The sequence below is a fragment of the Streptomyces canus genome, assembly GCF_030816965.1.
Taxonomy (GTDB): domain Bacteria; phylum Actinomycetota; class Actinomycetes; order Streptomycetales; family Streptomycetaceae; genus Streptomyces; species Streptomyces canus_E.
Map to the genome: position 1 here is coordinate 9,933,130 of NZ_JAUSYQ010000002.1, position 14,203 is coordinate 9,947,332.

The following is a 14,203-nucleotide window of genomic DNA, read 5'->3' on the forward strand; positions in this document are numbered from 1 at the left end:
CTGCTGTCATCGACGTTCCCTGGATCCTTCAGGTCGCCGAGGCGGCCGGGGCAGGAGATCCAGCCCCGATGACTACGGCGTTCCCCTCTCGGCGGTCGCCCGCCACCGCGCCGAGCTGCTCGGGCAACCCGTCTACGAAGGTCCCTACGCCGAAGCCGCAGCCCTGGTGCACGCGCTGGGCCGGTGCCGCCGGCTGGAGCGTTCCAATGGCCGTCGCCGCCGCGTCGGGTGTCATGTACCTGGAAGCCGCTGGAATGCCCGTCAAGCCCGCCCGCGAGGATGCCGTCGCCCTGAAGGACCTGCTCCTCGACCCTGCCTGCACTGCCGGGAAGATCGCCGCTTTGCTGCGGACCTGGCCCACCGCCACCTGACGCCCCGGACCCGGCGCTGATTCGCCGGCAGCAGCACCGCTCGCGCAGGGACAAGCCCTCCTGTGATCCGTTCCCTGCTTCAGGGAGACGTCACAATGACCTTGCCCCGGTCACGGAAACGCTGTGACCGGGGCAAGGATCAGCTGTCGCGGAGGATGCCGATCGCCGCTAGTTCCGGTACCGGAACACGATCCGTCCGCGCGTCAGGTCGTACGGCGGGAGCTCCACCAGCACCCGGTCTTCCAGCATGATCTTGATGTAGTTCTTGCGGATCTTCCCGCTGATGTGCGCGAGCACCTGGTGGCCGTTCTCGAGTTCCACGGTGAACATGGCGCTGCGCAGGCACTCGACGACCTTGCCCTCGACCTCGATGACGTTCTTGTTCTTCGTCATCGCGCCAGCTCCAGGTTGCTGCTCATCGGCCGGGCGCCGATGCCCCCGAACAGCGCCGAGGCCGCGTGGTTGGACTCCTGGACCTCGGTCCAGGCCGCGGCGACACCGGAGCGGTGCATCGTCCCCAGTGCGTGGGCCAGCAGCGCCCGCGCGATGCCACGGCGCTGCTCGTCGGACCGGACCGCGACCAGCCCGATGCGTGGTCGCTTGACCGTCACCACCCGGATCAGACCCAGGTAGCGGTCGGCCACCGCGGCCACCGCGTACTTCGACGGGTCCACGATGGTGTCGCCTTCGAGCCGGGGGATCACCTCCGCAGGCATGGACTGCCACCCGACGGTCGCCTCGACTTCGTCACGGATCGCGCGGTCCACCGCCCGCAGCAGACGCTCGTCCGCCTGACCGGCGGGCACGATCGTCACGCCCGCAGGCGGCATGGCTGCTTCAAGCCCTGTGACCCGCGGGTCGGTCGGCACGACGTACTCCCACTCTCGGCGCCGGATCGTGAAACCGGCCCGCCGCCAGCCGGCCGTCAGCTCGACATCGGCTTCGTCGACCACCGTGTACAGCGGTGCCGGCAGTTCAGCCAGCATCACCTCGGCGAGCCGGTCGAAGATCACGTCGTGCCAGGCGTCGATGCTGACGAACAAGCGTCCGTCGGGCCGGTGTTGCGCATGCCCGCGACCGACCACGAGGTCGTCATCCAGCGCATGCCATTGCCTGTCCGCGACGCGCGTGATCATCAGCGCGTTCTCGCTCAGGCCAGATGTGAAAGGTTGTGTGTTCATCGGAGTCTCCCTCCAGGAGTGCCTCGATCTAGGCGCTCCTGGCGACACCGAACGTCAGCCGCCGGACCGTGACGGGTTGAGGGAGCACCCATGGGTAACTGTGTTCACGGGTCTCACCTCCATACGACGACTTCACGGTCCATCAGGACCGTAACAGCGGGGCGCCGCCGTACTCCAACCCTTTTCTGTCGGCGAGCTGGATGGGTTCGTCAGGGTGTTCCGCCAGGGGATCGCTGACCGGGACACGCCGTGCGCTCGTAGCGGCGGTGGAGTCTGCGGCAGAAGCCGGCATGCCGGAGTGGGATCAGGACCTGACTGTCATGGACCTTGGTGCCCGACAATCCGACGGACAGGGACAGACGCCGTGGCGCGGCGGGAGGCGACGGCGGTGAACGCTGGGCCAGGGGGCTTAGGTCCAAGGTCGGATTCCAATGGACTCCGGCGAGAAGAGAATGAACGGGTGACCTCTCCTGCGTTCGATGTGGACACCTTTCTCAGCCAGCCGCTCACCGCGCGCATCGCGACCTCTGGCCCGGCGGTGCGACCCGTGTGGTTTCTGTGGGAGGACGGAGCATTTTGGGTCCTTACGGGGCCGTGGGCCAGGCTCTTCGATCAGGTCAGGTCAAACCCCGGGGTCGCCCTCGTGGTCGACGTCTGTGACATCGAAACAGGCCTTGTCCAGCAGGTGATTGCTCGTGGTGATGCCGAGCTCGTGCCCTTCGACGCAGCGCGAGGCCGGCGCAAGCTCATCCGTTACCTCGGCGAGGACGAGTCCCGCTGGGACACACGCTTCGTTCACTACCTGTACGACGACCCCGCGGAGAGGGGCACGACGTGGTTGCGGCTGGTTCCTGACTCCCTCACCGCACAGGATCTGAGCTATTCCGTCACCGCGTGAGCGAGGCCGCCGTCGCCACCCGGCAGTCTTGGTGAGGCCGCTGAACCTCGCCCTTGGATGGACGCGCCGCGACCGCAAGATGCCCTTCGCCCGCATCGCCAACCAGGCGCTCCGGCAAACCCTGCCCCGCGCCGTCTGCACCGGCATGGGTACCGCATTCATCCTCGCCGCACTGGCCGTCCTCGGCGGCGACGCCCTGACCGACTTCGCCCTCGCCCTCCTCATCGGCCTCGCAGTGGCGCCTACTCCTCGATGTTCACCGTCACACCGCTGGCCGTCGACGTCACAAGCGCCGCACTGAGCGAGCTGCCGCTTCTGTCGCGTGGGTCGGTCAGGCGGCGGGCTCCAACCGGACACAGCACCGGCCGGGGCTGGGCGACAGACGGGCCGCGTACCCGCTCTCGCCCAGTCCGTGAAGGACACCGCGCAGCAGATGGAGGTTCATGCCGCAGACCGTCTGCGTGTATTCACGGGCCAGGGAGTGGAAGGGACAGTTGCCGAGCACGATGGCGCCTTCTTCGTGCTGCGGCTCGAACCCGTACCGCTCCAGCAGGTCGAAAAGACTTCCGCTGTCCGGCCCGCCCAACAAGGTGCCGAGCTCTTCGGCCCTGCGGTGCAGCACATCCTGCACCGGCGCACCCGTCGCCGCGGATTCCTCCACGGACTGTGCCAGCAGCCGCCCGGCGAGTTCGTAGCGCCGGTCCGGCAGGCTGACCGCGATCTGTTTCGCCGAACGCCGGTAGAGCTTGGCGGGCCGGCCCGCCCCCGGACCGGCCCGCCCGCTGCGCCGCTCGTAGACCACGTCGAGCAGGGACTCATCGGCCAGACGGTCAAGGTGGAACGCTGCGGTCTGCCGCGCCAGACCGAGTGCGGCGGCCGCTTCGTCCCGGCCGACCGGGCCGGGCTGGCGCACCACATGGTCGTACAGCCTCCTGCGCGTCGGCTCGTCCAGAGCGGCGATGGCGGAGACATCGGCGTCGCGTACTTCCTTCGGGTCGTCCACGAACACCAGTGTAAAACCAACAGTCATTGACTAAAGAAGGGGACGGCGCTTCTATAGGTAATGAGAGTTGTCGATAGAAGGAGTCGTCATGACCTCCGCAACCGCAAGAGCCACGTCCCCCGCCGCCTCGCGGCGTGCGCTGCTGGCCGATCCCGGCTATCAGGCGTTCGTGATCCTGCGCACCGCTTTCACGGTGGCGCCGATCCTGTTCGGGCTGGACAAGTTCGCCAACCTGCTCGTGGACTGGCCCGCCTACCTCGCGCCCTGGATCAACGACCTCGTTCCCGGCAGCGCCCAGGCAGCCATGTACGCCGTGGGCGTGATCGAAGTCGTCGCCGGTATCGCCGTGGGCCTTGCGCCTCGCTTCGGTGCCTGGCTGGTGGCCGGCTGGCTGGTCGGCATCATCGTCAACCTCCTGACCATCCCCGACCACTACGACATCGCCCTGCGCGACTTCGGCCTTCTGCTCGCCGCCGTCGCACTCGCCCGCCTGGCCGAGCGCTACCACGGCAAGCGGCAGCACTGAACCGGCGCGACCCACGCCGAATTGCGCGCTGAGAGTGAGCGCTCCTGTGGGCGTGGGCTTGCGTGTAAGGATTTTGATCCCCGCTGACGCCCGTCCCGCCCTCTGCGGGAGCGGACGGGAACATTCGCCACCGCGTTCGGGCGGCGTGGGCGGTACCAGTCCGGCCGTTCGGCCGCGCGTCACCTTGAGATGCGGGCTTCGATGCCGTCGAGCAGGAAGTCCAGGCCGATCCGGAAGGTGTGGTCGGCGTCCAGGTGGGCGGCGTCGCGCACGACCGTGGCCAGCGCGGGGAACCGGCCGGTGGCGAAGGTCCGTTCCAGATAGGGCCCGAGCGAGGCCTGCCAGCGCTTCTCGTCCATTCCGGTGGCCCGCTCGGCACGCCGTCCGGCGATCTCCCGCCGCACCGCGCCGATCACGTACGCGTCGACCGCGCCAACCACCGGCATGATGTCGTCAAGGCCGAAGCCGTCCAGTGCGGCCACGACGGTCTCGCCCCTGGCCAGCGCGTGCGGTCCGAGCTGCGGTCGTCCACCGAGCAGGTCCGCGAGCCATTCGTGCTGGTGAGCGGCCTGTCGGGTGGTTTCGGCAAGAGACCGCAGCACCTCCCGCCAGTCGTCTCCCAGCGGCTGGATCTCGGCATAGGCCGCATCGACCATCAGGTCGAGCAGCTCCTCCTTGCCGGCGATATAGCTGTACAGCCGCATCGGCCCGACGCCCAGAGCGGTGGCGACCTTGCGTAGTGACACCGCCTCGAGGCCGTCCGCGTCGGCCAACTGGATCGCCGCTCGCACGATCCGCTCCCGGCTCAGTGGGGCCGGGGCGGGTCGATTCGGTGGCTCTGGCCTCTCCCACACCAACATACCGCTGACGATACATTGCCTCGGGCGATACAGTGTATCGATCCGTACAGCGTATCGAGGAGGTAACCATGACCATCGCCATCGTCGGAGCCGGCCTCGGCGGCCTGGCTCTCGCCCGGGTCCTGCACGTGAACGGCATCGGCTCCGTCGTGTACGAACGTGAACCGTCGCGCGGGGCGCGCGGTCAGGGCGGCATGCTCGACATCCACTCCGGTCAGCGGGCGCTGCGCGAGGCCGGTCTGATCGACCGGTTCTACGCGATTGCCCGTGGTGAAGGTCAGGACATGCGTCTTCTCGAGCCGGATGGCACCCTGTTGCTCCAGGAGGACACACCCGACGACGCCCCGCTGGATCGACCCGAGGTCGACCGCGCCGATCTGCGCGACCTGCTGCTGGATTCCCTCCCCGAAGGCGTGGTGCGCTGGGGGCACGCGTTCGCATCCACCGACAAGGGCCTGTTGCGCTTCGCTGACGGCAGCAGTGCGACGTATGACCTGCTGGTCGGCGCGGACGGTGCGCAGTCCCGGGTCCGCGCGCTGCTCACCGACGCTCGCCCGGCGCACATCGGCCAGAACGTCGTCGAGATCGGCATTCCCGACATCGACCGCACGCATCCCGACCTCGCGGCGATGGTCGGGCGCGGCAACTACTGGGTGCTCGGCAACGGAATATCCCTGGGGGCGCAGCGCAACGGCGACGGCCGTGTTCGTATCGGCCTCAGCTTCTACAACACCGCCGAGGACTGGTTCACCACCAGCGGCATCCCCTTTGACGACCCGGCCGCCGCCAGGGCGCGGCTGATCGATCTGCTGCCTGGCTGGGACTCACGGGTCACCGCGCTGATCGCGGCCTGCGACGACACGGTCGTGCCGCGGTCGATCAGCGCTCTCCCGGTGGGCCTGACGTGGCCGTCGACGCCAGACGTCACGCTTGTCGGAGATGCCGCGCACCTGATGCCACCGGTGGGAGAGGGCGCCAACATGGCGCTGCTCGACGGCGCCCTGCTCGGTCTCGCGCTGGCCGCGCACCCGGACGACTTTCACACCGCCGTCGAAGCATACGAACGCGAGATGTTCGAACGCACCAGCGCCGCCGCCAGGATGTCCGCGGACATCCAGGAATTGCTGACGTCGCCCGATGCCGCCCAGAAAATGCTCGCGTTCTTCCAACCTGGCTGAAGGCAACCACGACTGTGCCGCACCCGCTCCTGCCTTACGCGCGCGGGCTGCTCCTGCCACTGTGAAATCTGCAGCGGTGATGGCAGGCAGCGTGCAGTCGCCAGTTCACCCACCAGGAGCGAGAGATCAGTACTCCAGTTCGGGTCGGAGAGGGCCGCCGACCGCGTGGAGGTGGCGGAGCACCTGGGCGTAGGAATTGAAGAGCCCGGTCTCGTGGTAGGCGATGCCCTGCCGGGCGCAGAAGGAGCGTACGAGTTTCTGGGCATGGCGCAGTCCGGGCCGCGGCATGGACGGGAACAGGTGGTGCTCGATCTGGTAGTTCAGTCCGCCGAGCGCGAAGTCGGTGAGCCGGTGGCCGCGGATGTTGCGTGAGGTGAGTACCTGCCGACGCAGGAAGTCGATCCTGTCGTCCTTGCCGAAGATGGCCATGCCCTTGTGGTTGGGAGCGAAGGAGCAGCCCATGTACAGCCCGAACAGTCCCTGGTGAACGAGGAGGAAGACCACGGCCTGGACGGGGGACAGGACCAGGAACAGGGCGGCGAGGTAGCCGGCGACGTGCGCCGTCAGCAGTCCCGCCTCGGTCAGTTTGGCCTTCCGTGAGTGCGCGTTGCCGGTGCGGTCGAGGAGTGCCTGTACGCCGGCGACGTGCAGGGCGAGTCCTTCCAGGAGCAGCATCGGGAAGAACAGCCAGGCCTGGTGGCGGGCCAGCCAGGCGTACGCCCCGCTGCGGACGCGGGCGTGGTCCTCGGTGAAGGCGATCGGGCCGTCGGCGATGTCGGGGTCGCGGTCGACGTGGTTGGGGTGGGCGTGGTGCCGGTTGTGCTTGGAGATCCACCAGCCGTAGCTGAGCCCGATCAGCAGGTCGGCGTGCACGCGGCCCAGCAGGTTGTTGACGCGCTTGGAGGCGGCGATCTGGTGGTGTCCGGCGTCGTGCCCGATGAACCCGGTCTGGGTGAACATCACCGCGAGGAAGGCGGCGGTCACGAGCTGCCACCACGACTGCCCGATCAGGGCGAACGCCGTCCATCCGGCGGCCAGCAGAAGCAGGTTCGCGCCGACCTTGACGGAGTAGTAGCCCGGCCGCCGCCTCAGCAGCCCGCTCTGCTTCACCTCGCGGGACAGCGCGGCGTAATCGCTGCCCCGGCCGCTGGGCGAGTGTTCCGTCGTCCCTGCGCGGTCCGCCGGCTCGGTGCCCCGGTTGACGGTGTCAGTGGTCACGGTTTTCCTTTCGAACGCGTGGGGGCCGTCGCCGTCGGCGCGGGGGCAGGGCGCCGGGGCGGGAGAAGCCTGTACGGCAGCAGCGCGAGGCAGGCCCGCGGCACGGGCTGCCTCGGAATCGGGGCCCTCAGAACGCGCGAAACCGATCGGCCTGCATGCCCTTCGGGCCCTGGCCGCCGGTGAACCACTTCACGGTTCCTTCTTCAACTACAACCACCCGCTACAACGTCCCTGGCGCCCGGCAAGTTCCCGGTCGGGCGGGGGAGGGGGTTGGCGACGCCCCGACACGTCGGCTCGGGGACCCGCAGGGGAGTACGGTTGCGGTACCGAGTGCACTTCGTACGCCGTCATCCGTTGCGGCGTCGCCCTCGGGGAACGGCATAGGCCGGAGTACATCGCATCCGGCCGGAAGAGAGCCGCACCCGTATGAGTCTGATGAGCCTCGGAGTACTCGCCTCCTCCCGCAAGGAGAACGAGTTCCGCCTGCCCTTGCACCCTGCCCACCTCGACCGGATCGCCCCGGACATACGCGAGAGAATCTTCCTCGAACAGGGCTACGGCGAGCGGTTCGGCGTCCCCGACGATGCGTTGCGACCGCTCGTGGCCGGCCTGCGCTCCCGCGAGCGACTCGTCGCCGAGAGCGACATCGTGCTGCTGCCCAAGCCGACGCATGACGACATCTCCGCGCTGCGCGAGGGTCAGGTGCTGTGGGGATGGCCGCACTGCGTGCAGGACGAGAAGATGACCCAGCTCGGCATCGACCGACGGCTGACCCTGATCGCCTGGGAGGCCATGAACCACTGGACCTCCACGGGCGCCTTCAGCGTCCATGTGTTCCACAAGAACAACGAGCTCGCCGGCTACTGCTCGGTGCTGCACGCCCTCCAGCTCGGCGGGCTGACCGGACACTACGGCCGCCGTCTGCGTGCGGTGGTCATCAGCTTCGGCGCCACGGCGCGCGGAGCGGTCACGGGACTGGGCGCCATGGGGGTCACCGACGTCACGGTGCTCACCCAGCGCGCCGCCGCGGCGGTGGCCTCGCCGATGCCCTCGGTCGTGATGGCCCACTTCGAGGAGCAGGAGGACGATCCGTCGCGCCTGCGGGCGGTCACCGCGGCCGGTTCCAAGCCGCTGGCGGAGTATCTGGCGGGGTTCGACATCATCGTCAACTGCGTCCTGCAGGACACCGACGCACCGCTCACCTTCGTCACCGACGAGGAACTCGCCCTGTTCCGGCCGGGCACCTTCTTCGTCGACGTCGCCTGCGACGAGGGCATGGGCTTCACCTTCGCCCGTCCGACCACCTTCGGCGAGCCCATGCACGAAGTGGGTCCGGGCTGCCACTACTACGCGGTGGATCACAGCCCGTCCCACCTGTGGAACTCCGCCACCTGGGAGATCAGCGAGGCGCTCCTGCCCTACCTGCGCAAGGTCATGAGCGGCCCCACGGCATGGGACAGCGACGTCACGATCACCAAGGCCATCGAGATGCGTGACGGCGTCGTCCAGAACCCGAAGATCCTCTCCTTCCAGCACCGGGCGGCCGCCTACCCCCACCTCCCCGAGACCTCGGTCCTGGCTTCCATTGCGGCGACGGTCTCCTCCACCCGGCCGACCTGACACGGCACCTGGTTCGACAGCGCCGACATCCAACTGCCCCCGTACGGCCGTCCGCGTCGAGGGAGGCCCCTTCAGCCGGCGCCCTACCCGCGCACCTCTGTAGGGCGCGCGGAGGTCGCCGACCCAGTGGGTCACCGCTTCCGTCCGGGCGACGGCGACCTCGTCGCGGGGCCGGCCGCCCCGCGTGCAGGGCCGCCGGTTCCGGTGCCTCCTGGCCGCGCGACACGCTCCGCTCTCGTCGAGTAGTCGCCGTCGCAGGAGCGGGGCGGCCGCAGTGACGGGCTCGACGCAGGCGACGACAGGAAGAACCCACGGCTGGTCACCCGATCGTTCCCCCGCTGCTGCCCCTGTCGGCCAGGGTCCGTTCCGCGGGCTGTCACAGCAGGATCGCGCCGGTCACGACGGCCGCTGTTCCGGCGATCAGCAGGATGATGATCGTGCCCACGGCCCTCTCATTGGCACGGCGGTCGGCCGCGAGGTCGGGGGTGTAGACGGCTGGGTCGGAGGGGGCGTAGTGGATGGTGAGCCGGCGGCCGAGGGAGTGGCGCGGGTCGGGGATGCCGTCCCGGGACAGGACGGTGACCTCGGTGCCCTCGGCGGTGGTGAAGGTGACGACGGGGGCGTGGTTGATGATCTCGTCGCCCTCCCCGTCGGTGTGGACGTCCCTGGTGACGGCCACGACACGCGCCGGGACGGCGATGGCATCGGCCAGCAGGGCGTCGCGGGCGCGGGCCGTACGGATGTCGGGGCTGCGTGCCGCGAGGGCCGTGACCAGGGTGCCGAAGCCGAGCAGTGCCCACGGGTAGCCCCACAGCACGGTCGCGTGGATCACCAGCCCGATGAGGAGCAGGACCACCATGCAGAACGGGCCGTACCGGCCGTTCTTGTCCTCCGGACCGTGCAGCACGACGCGGAACCGGTGCGGCTGCCCGCGCGGGTGGCGCACCTCCACCTCACGGCCCACCCAGGCCTCCTCGACCGAGTCGCCGTGCTTGCCGACGTTGGACAGGGCGAACTCCTGCCCGGTGTCCGGATCTCGGAACGCGACCGTCACCGGTATCCCGGGCCGTTTGGAGGCGCCGTGCTCCGGCTGCCCCACCTCCACGATCCGCCCCTTCACCCAGACCGCTCGCTGGGCCGGGGTCAGCCCGACCAGGGCAAGCCCGTAGCCGAGCAGTGCCAGGCCTGTGGGCAGCACCCACCACAGTCTCAGTACGTCGTCCACGCTCATCCAAGTCGCGCCCCCTCCATGGAAATTGGCCCGTTTCGCTCGGGCGCTCAGAAATCGATGCGGAACAGGTGGTCGGACGGGTCGACCACGGCCGGCAGCCGCAGGCCCACACGGAGGGCGGGGGGCTTGGATCGCTTGCAGGTCGCCTCGAACGTCGGGCACCCCGGCCCGCTGATCCGCAGGCCGACGGTGACACCGGCCTGTTCTCCGTCGTCCCAGTAGGTCAGTTCGGTGACTTCCGCCGTCGCCGCCACCCCGACGGTGTCGAGCCGCCGGTTGTACTCCCTCTCGTTGTCGGTGCTGGCCCACAGGACGACGCCGAGGGGAGCACAGAGCACGGTGCACAGGACGCCCGCGAGCAGGAGACCGGCGGCGGAGCCGGTAAAGCCTGCGACGATCAGCAGGACCGGTCCGGACATGCACAGCCCCGCGGCCAGGGAGTACAGGAACAGCGCTCCACACGGACCGATCCTCGACGCCTGCGTCGGCTCACGGCCGCTCGCGTCGTCCGCCATCTCAAAGGCGCCGTTCAAAGACACCGCCTCTCGGCCACGCTCCGCGCCAGCAGGTCCGCCATGGCGTGCAGGCCGGGAAACCGGTCCGCGTCGTACGGCATGGCGTGATGCCTGCCGGATCTCACGGTGATCGTCAGCCTGCGGAACCGCCCGGACCTGAACTCCAGCCGCGGCTCCTCCCGGAGGTGGTAGCGGGCGGCGTCGACGTAGCCGAACACCTCCAACACCCGGCCGTCGAAAGACAGCAGCACGGAGTCGGAGGTCGGTGCCTCGTACGGTTCGTACGGCGTCGGGGTCACGGAGCCACGCCGTCCCCGGCGTACAGGTAGCCACCGGGCCGGTCGGGGTCGGCGATCAGCAGTACCTGGTCGCCGACCCGGGGAATCCGCAGCTTCGAGACGATGGTCTGGAGGGCGACCTGGTCGGCCGCCCCGGACGGCTGGAGGACCAGGTCGACGACCGGGTCGAAGTTGACCAGCTTGCCGGTGTCGCCGATCGACACGACCACGGCCTGGGTGGTCGGCGCCCCCGCGGCCAGCAACTGCTGTACGCCGAGGCCCGAGGTGTACGCGCCCATCGACTGCTGGACCCGGGCGAAGTCGTCCGCGCCGAGGAACGCGCGCGTGGCGCGGCCGTAGAAGCCCTTGCCGCCCGCCACCTGGGCGGCGATCTCGGAGGCCCGCTCCTCGCGGCTCTTGCGCTTTCCGAAGATTCCCATGGTGGTCTCCCCTTCTCGTGGCCGGGTCACGCGGTGGGTCGTTCCGGTCACGGTTGGCTGTTCGCCGTCGCTCCTGCCTGACGAGACGGACGCTAGGCGGCCGGCAACTCCTACCGATCCCAGGTTCGTTCGTCTGTTTGAGGTCGGCGTACGCTCCTCACATGCCGCCCCCGAGCCAGCCGACCGGCGTGCGCCGACCGCGCGCCCAGGTCATCGACCACGCCTGGCGTGGCCTCGGTCCGGGGCTCGAATCGCTGAGCGGCCCCGGCGGGGCACCGTTGACCCGGACGGTCAAACTGATCGTGCTGCCGCTGGTCGTCCGGCCCGCGCTGCGCCCCGAACTCGCCGTGGACTTCCTCGGACCGGCCGAGGCCGCCTGCCTGGACGGGCTGATCCGTGGGTCCGGTGCGCGTCTCGTGGCGACGGCACAGTGGTTCACGCTGCTCAAAAAGACCCGCCGGGCACTGGGCATCGTGGCGGGCAACCCCCAGGACCTGTACTTTCAGCGCTGCTTCGAACTCGCCACCGAGCACGGAGCGCCCTCGACCGACGTGGATGCGACGGACAGGGCCAGGGCCGTCGTCGAGGACGTGGCGGACACGACCGACGGTCGCACGGTGGAAGCGCTGAAGGGCTATCTGTCCGACGCCGCTCGGCGCACCCGGCTCGACGGAGAGCTCGCCACCGCCTGGGAGAGCCGCCTGTCGGGCCCGGCCCCGAGCACCGACGCGAGCGCGGCGGTCGACCTGGCGGCCGCGGCCCTGGACGCCTGCGGCACGCTGAGCCGGGCGGGAGAGGCACCGGAGTACGCGGCCCTGATCGAGGCCGGACACGGAGAGCTGTTCGGCCGGGCTCTGTGGGCGCACACGGGCGGAGTCTGGGGCCGGGGCGACCTGCCGGCACCACTGGGACTGACCGCGCACCAGGTGCCACCGCGTCCGCAGGTCGGCCGCGGCGCCTCCACGGCCACGCTTCCCGCCCCGCTGGACCGCACACTCTTCGAACGGCTCTTCGTCGTCCTGCAGTCGTCGGCCCGGCGGGAGGAACTGCCGACGGTGCCGGAACTGGTCGGCCGGGAGGCCGGCCGCAGCTGCGCCCCGCTCGGTCTGCACGACGAGAGCCTGCGCGTCGCCGTGGTCCTCGGCGGCCGACTCGCCGTGGGCCTCGATCCGCTGGGCACCGGGGAACCCGTGCTGGGCCGGACCGCGGCACACCGAGCCGTCAACAGCCGCTGGCGCCGGGAGGCCTCGGTCCTGCGTGCCCGCAGAATGACCGTCTCCCCCCGCCCCGATCCGGACGGCGGCGTCCTGGACGCCCTCGCCCAGGACCTTCGTACCCCGTGGACCGCCTACATGCGGCGGCTGTGGGTGCGGCTGCACGGGCGGGACGTCCGCGACGCGCCCCTGGAGGACCTCGCGGCGGCCTGGGCGGTGCTCGACGGCGTCGCCCGCTCGGTGATGATGGACCACCGCGCCAAGGTCAGGTCGGCGCTGCGCGCCCTGTCAAAGGCCCCCACGCGGGCGGCCGAGCCGAGGAGCGCGTGATGGCGCGGGCCCACGTCGATGTCGCGCGGCGCGAGGACGGCACGATTCGGATCGACGCCGACCCGGGCGCCGGTTCCGCGGCCCAGGACGACGAGCCCGCCGGATCCGCCGTTCACGACGAGGCCGCCGGGGGCCCCGACTTCACCCGGGCCGTCCTCGAGGTCGCGGGTGCCGTGCTGACCTGGCCCGTTCTCGGCGCCCCCGGCCCGCCGTACGCGGAGGTCAACGACAGGGGACGGGCCCAGCAGTGGCTGTGGGCTCTCTACGGCGAGCGCGTCGCCACCGCCGTCCACGACCGTACGGCGGCGGAGCCGCACGGCGTGCGGGTGGCGGCGGATCCGACCGATCTCGCCGGCAGCGCGGCCCGGCTCGCCCTCGGGCACTGGGCGGCCAGGTGGTGGCCGGCGTCGTACGCGGACGGGATCCCGGCCCTCGAACAGGACGTCCTCGGACTGGAGTTGGCCGCGCTCACCCACCGGTGTCAGCAGCTCTTCGACGACGACGGCGACCAGCCCGACGACTGCACTGCCGAACTGATCGAGGAGCACCGGGACGCCCTCGACCCGCTCATCCAGTGGTGGCGCGCGGCTCCCCAGTCGGCGGACACGGCACGCCACCTGGAGAGCGTCCTGCGCCTCGTCGACCACGCGGCGGACACCATCGGGCTGGACGGACCGGCCCTGCGCCACCTCCGATCGTCCCTGGACCAGCGCCGTCCGGCAGGTGTACCGGTCGACCCCGGCTCCTTGTTCGCACGGCACGGGGGCGGCTACGCCCTCGCGGCGGGCGAAACGCTCGTCGCGGGCGGCCGGGTGATCGCGCGGGGCCCGGGCACCAACGACTGGCGCCGCTACCCGCCCGGCTTCGTCGACGCGGCCGAGGACGCGGTCTCCTGGACCGCCCGCGCGCTCGGCGCGCGACGCCGGATCGAGGTCGAGGTCGTCGCCCACACCGCCGCACCCTCAGCCGGTGGATCGCTCGTCGCGGAGGTCCACGTGAACGGTGGCGGCCCCAACCGGGTGCCGCTCACCAGGACGGACGACAGGTGGACCGGCCGGGCGGACCTGGAGCCGGGCCTCCTCGGCGGGACCGCGCCGCCGCACATCGAGGTCGGTGTCCTGCTGCCCGGCTTCGATCCGGGCCCCTTCGAACCCGGCTGGGACCCGGCCTCCGGCGAAGACCGGGGCCGCGTCGCCCGGGACGCGATCCGTGCCCTGGCCCGGCGGCGACTGGACGCCGCGGCGGAGCACCTGACGTACGACACGTCGCCGTACGCCGTCTCCTGGGGACCGTTCCTCGCCGAGACCGTCGCCGCCGGCCCTAGCGGTGAGGACTACTGA

Annotated in this window: 16 protein-coding genes and 1 pseudogene; 8 read left to right on the top strand and 9 right to left on the bottom strand. The window is 70.3% G+C overall.

What is annotated here, in order from left to right:
- The first annotated feature begins 8 nt into the window (after nt 1-8).
- A pseudogene (locus QF027_RS46405) lies at nt 9-371 on the top strand (fic family toxin-antitoxin system, toxin component).
- A 168-nt stretch (nt 372-539) separates the two neighbouring features.
- On the opposite strand, the gene infA reads toward QF027_RS46405, so the two are convergent.
- Both infA and QF027_RS46415 read right to left on the bottom strand, forming a co-directional pair.
- Complete coding sequence (gene infA / locus QF027_RS46410; RefSeq protein WP_010981942.1) at nt 540-764, bottom strand: translation initiation factor IF-1; 225 nt, start codon at nt 762-764, stop codon at nt 540-542.
- Nucleotides 761-1,552, bottom strand: coding sequence for a GNAT family N-acetyltransferase (locus QF027_RS46415; protein WP_306972830.1), 792 nt, complete (start codon nt 1,550-1,552; stop codon nt 761-763). The genes infA and QF027_RS46415 overlap by 4 nt, the downstream gene beginning before the upstream one ends.
- A 460-nt stretch (nt 1,553-2,012) precedes the next feature.
- Between QF027_RS46415 and QF027_RS46420 the strand changes: the two genes are divergently transcribed.
- Entirely contained in the window at nt 2,013-2,450 is a 438-nt protein-coding gene (locus tag QF027_RS46420; protein ID WP_306972829.1) for a pyridoxamine 5'-phosphate oxidase family protein, read from the top strand.
- A gap of 31 nt (nt 2,451-2,481) precedes the next feature.
- Nucleotides 2,482-2,751: a hypothetical protein gene (locus QF027_RS46425; protein WP_307082734.1), complete on the top strand. Its 270-nt coding sequence runs from the start codon at nt 2,482-2,484 to the stop codon at nt 2,749-2,751.
- 30 nt (nt 2,752-2,781) lie between these two features.
- On the opposite strand, the gene QF027_RS46430 is transcribed toward QF027_RS46425, so the two are convergent.
- Nucleotides 2,782-3,459: a helix-turn-helix transcriptional regulator gene (locus QF027_RS46430; RefSeq protein ID WP_307082736.1), complete on the bottom strand. Its 678-nt coding sequence runs from the start codon at nt 3,457-3,459 to the stop codon at nt 2,782-2,784.
- 82 nt (nt 3,460-3,541) lie between these two features.
- Between QF027_RS46430 and QF027_RS46435 the strand changes: the two genes are divergently transcribed.
- A complete protein-coding gene (locus QF027_RS46435; RefSeq protein ID WP_307081601.1) occupies nt 3,542-3,979 on the top strand; it encodes a DoxX family membrane protein in 438 nt (145 codons plus the stop codon).
- Between the two features lie 179 nt (nt 3,980-4,158).
- Here the strand turns inward: QF027_RS46435 and QF027_RS46440 are convergent, their stop codons facing one another.
- Nucleotides 4,159-4,839: a TetR/AcrR family transcriptional regulator gene (locus QF027_RS46440; protein ID WP_307081603.1), complete on the bottom strand. Its 681-nt coding sequence runs from the start codon at nt 4,837-4,839 to the stop codon at nt 4,159-4,161.
- Nucleotides 4,840-4,907: 68 nt separating this feature from the next.
- Between QF027_RS46440 and QF027_RS46445 the strand changes: the two genes are divergently transcribed.
- A complete protein-coding gene (locus tag QF027_RS46445) occupies nt 4,908-6,017 on the top strand; it encodes an FAD-dependent oxidoreductase (protein ID WP_307081605.1) in 1,110 nt (369 codons plus the stop codon).
- A 126-nt stretch (nt 6,018-6,143) separates the two neighbouring features.
- Here QF027_RS46445 and QF027_RS46450 read toward each other — a convergent pair whose 3' ends face one another.
- Nucleotides 6,144-7,235 (bottom strand): fatty acid desaturase family protein, encoded by a 1,092-nt coding sequence (locus tag QF027_RS46450; protein WP_307081607.1) that lies wholly within the window; start codon nt 7,233-7,235, stop codon nt 6,144-6,146.
- A 426-nt stretch (nt 7,236-7,661) separates the two neighbouring features.
- Between QF027_RS46450 and QF027_RS46455 the strand changes: the two genes are divergently transcribed.
- A complete protein-coding gene (locus QF027_RS46455; RefSeq protein ID WP_306972824.1) occupies nt 7,662-8,855 on the top strand; it encodes a N(5)-(carboxyethyl)ornithine synthase in 1,194 nt (397 codons plus the stop codon).
- Nucleotides 8,856-9,231: 376 nt separating this feature from the next.
- Here QF027_RS46455 and QF027_RS46460 read toward each other — a convergent pair whose 3' ends face one another.
- From QF027_RS46460 to QF027_RS46475, 4 genes are read right to left on the bottom strand one after another with little or no spacing between them, the layout of a single operon-like run.
- A complete protein-coding gene (locus QF027_RS46460; protein WP_307081609.1) occupies nt 9,232-10,086 on the bottom strand; it encodes a DUF3592 domain-containing protein in 855 nt (284 codons plus the stop codon).
- 47 nt (nt 10,087-10,133) lie between these two features.
- Nucleotides 10,134-10,619 (bottom strand): hypothetical protein, encoded by a 486-nt coding sequence (locus tag QF027_RS46465; RefSeq protein ID WP_307081611.1) that lies wholly within the window; start codon nt 10,617-10,619, stop codon nt 10,134-10,136.
- Nucleotides 10,616-10,900 carry a hypothetical protein gene (locus QF027_RS46470; RefSeq protein ID WP_307081612.1) on the bottom strand — a complete coding sequence of 95 codons (285 nt, stop codon included), beginning with the start codon at nt 10,898-10,900 and terminating at the stop codon, nt 10,616-10,618. The genes QF027_RS46465 and QF027_RS46470 overlap by 4 nt, the downstream gene beginning before the upstream one ends.
- Nucleotides 10,897-11,319: a hypothetical protein gene (locus QF027_RS46475; protein WP_307081614.1), complete on the bottom strand. Its 423-nt coding sequence runs from the start codon at nt 11,317-11,319 to the stop codon at nt 10,897-10,899. Before QF027_RS46475 ends, QF027_RS46470 begins: the two co-directional genes overlap by 4 nt.
- Nucleotides 11,320-11,480: 161 nt before the next feature.
- Here QF027_RS46475 and QF027_RS46480 point away from each other — a divergent pair, with 161 nt between their 5' ends.
- Both QF027_RS46480 and QF027_RS46485 read left to right on the top strand, forming a co-directional pair.
- Nucleotides 11,481-12,863: a hypothetical protein gene (locus tag QF027_RS46480; RefSeq protein ID WP_307081616.1), complete on the top strand. Its 1,383-nt coding sequence runs from the start codon at nt 11,481-11,483 to the stop codon at nt 12,861-12,863.
- Nucleotides 12,863-14,203 carry a hypothetical protein gene (locus QF027_RS46485; RefSeq protein WP_307081618.1) on the top strand — a complete coding sequence of 447 codons (1,341 nt, stop codon included), beginning with the start codon at nt 12,863-12,865 and terminating at the stop codon, nt 14,201-14,203. Before QF027_RS46480 ends, QF027_RS46485 begins: the two co-directional genes overlap by 1 nt.

Coding starts and splice junctions, on each gene's coding strand:
- infA (WP_010981942.1), bottom strand. CDS start 764: ATGACGAAGAACAAGAACGTCATCGAGGTCGAGGGCAAGGTCGTCGAG.
- QF027_RS46415 (WP_306972830.1), bottom strand. CDS start 1,552: ATGAACACACAACCTTTCACATCTGGCCTGAGCGAGAACGCGCTGATG.
- QF027_RS46435 (WP_307081601.1), top strand. CDS start 3,542: ATGACCTCCGCAACCGCAAGAGCCACGTCCCCCGCCGCCTCGCGGCGT.
- QF027_RS46440 (WP_307081603.1), bottom strand. CDS start 4,839: ATGTTGGTGTGGGAGAGGCCAGAGCCACCGAATCGACCCGCCCCGGCC.
- QF027_RS46445 (WP_307081605.1), top strand. CDS start 4,908: ATGACCATCGCCATCGTCGGAGCCGGCCTCGGCGGCCTGGCTCTCGCC.
- QF027_RS46455 (WP_306972824.1), top strand. CDS start 7,662: ATGAGTCTGATGAGCCTCGGAGTACTCGCCTCCTCCCGCAAGGAGAAC.
- QF027_RS46460 (WP_307081609.1), bottom strand. CDS start 10,086: ATGAGCGTGGACGACGTACTGAGACTGTGGTGGGTGCTGCCCACAGGC.
- QF027_RS46475 (WP_307081614.1), bottom strand. CDS start 11,319: ATGGGAATCTTCGGAAAGCGCAAGAGCCGCGAGGAGCGGGCCTCCGAG.
- QF027_RS46480 (WP_307081616.1), top strand. CDS start 11,481: ATGCCGCCCCCGAGCCAGCCGACCGGCGTGCGCCGACCGCGCGCCCAG.
- QF027_RS46485 (WP_307081618.1), top strand. CDS start 12,863: ATGGCGCGGGCCCACGTCGATGTCGCGCGGCGCGAGGACGGCACGATT.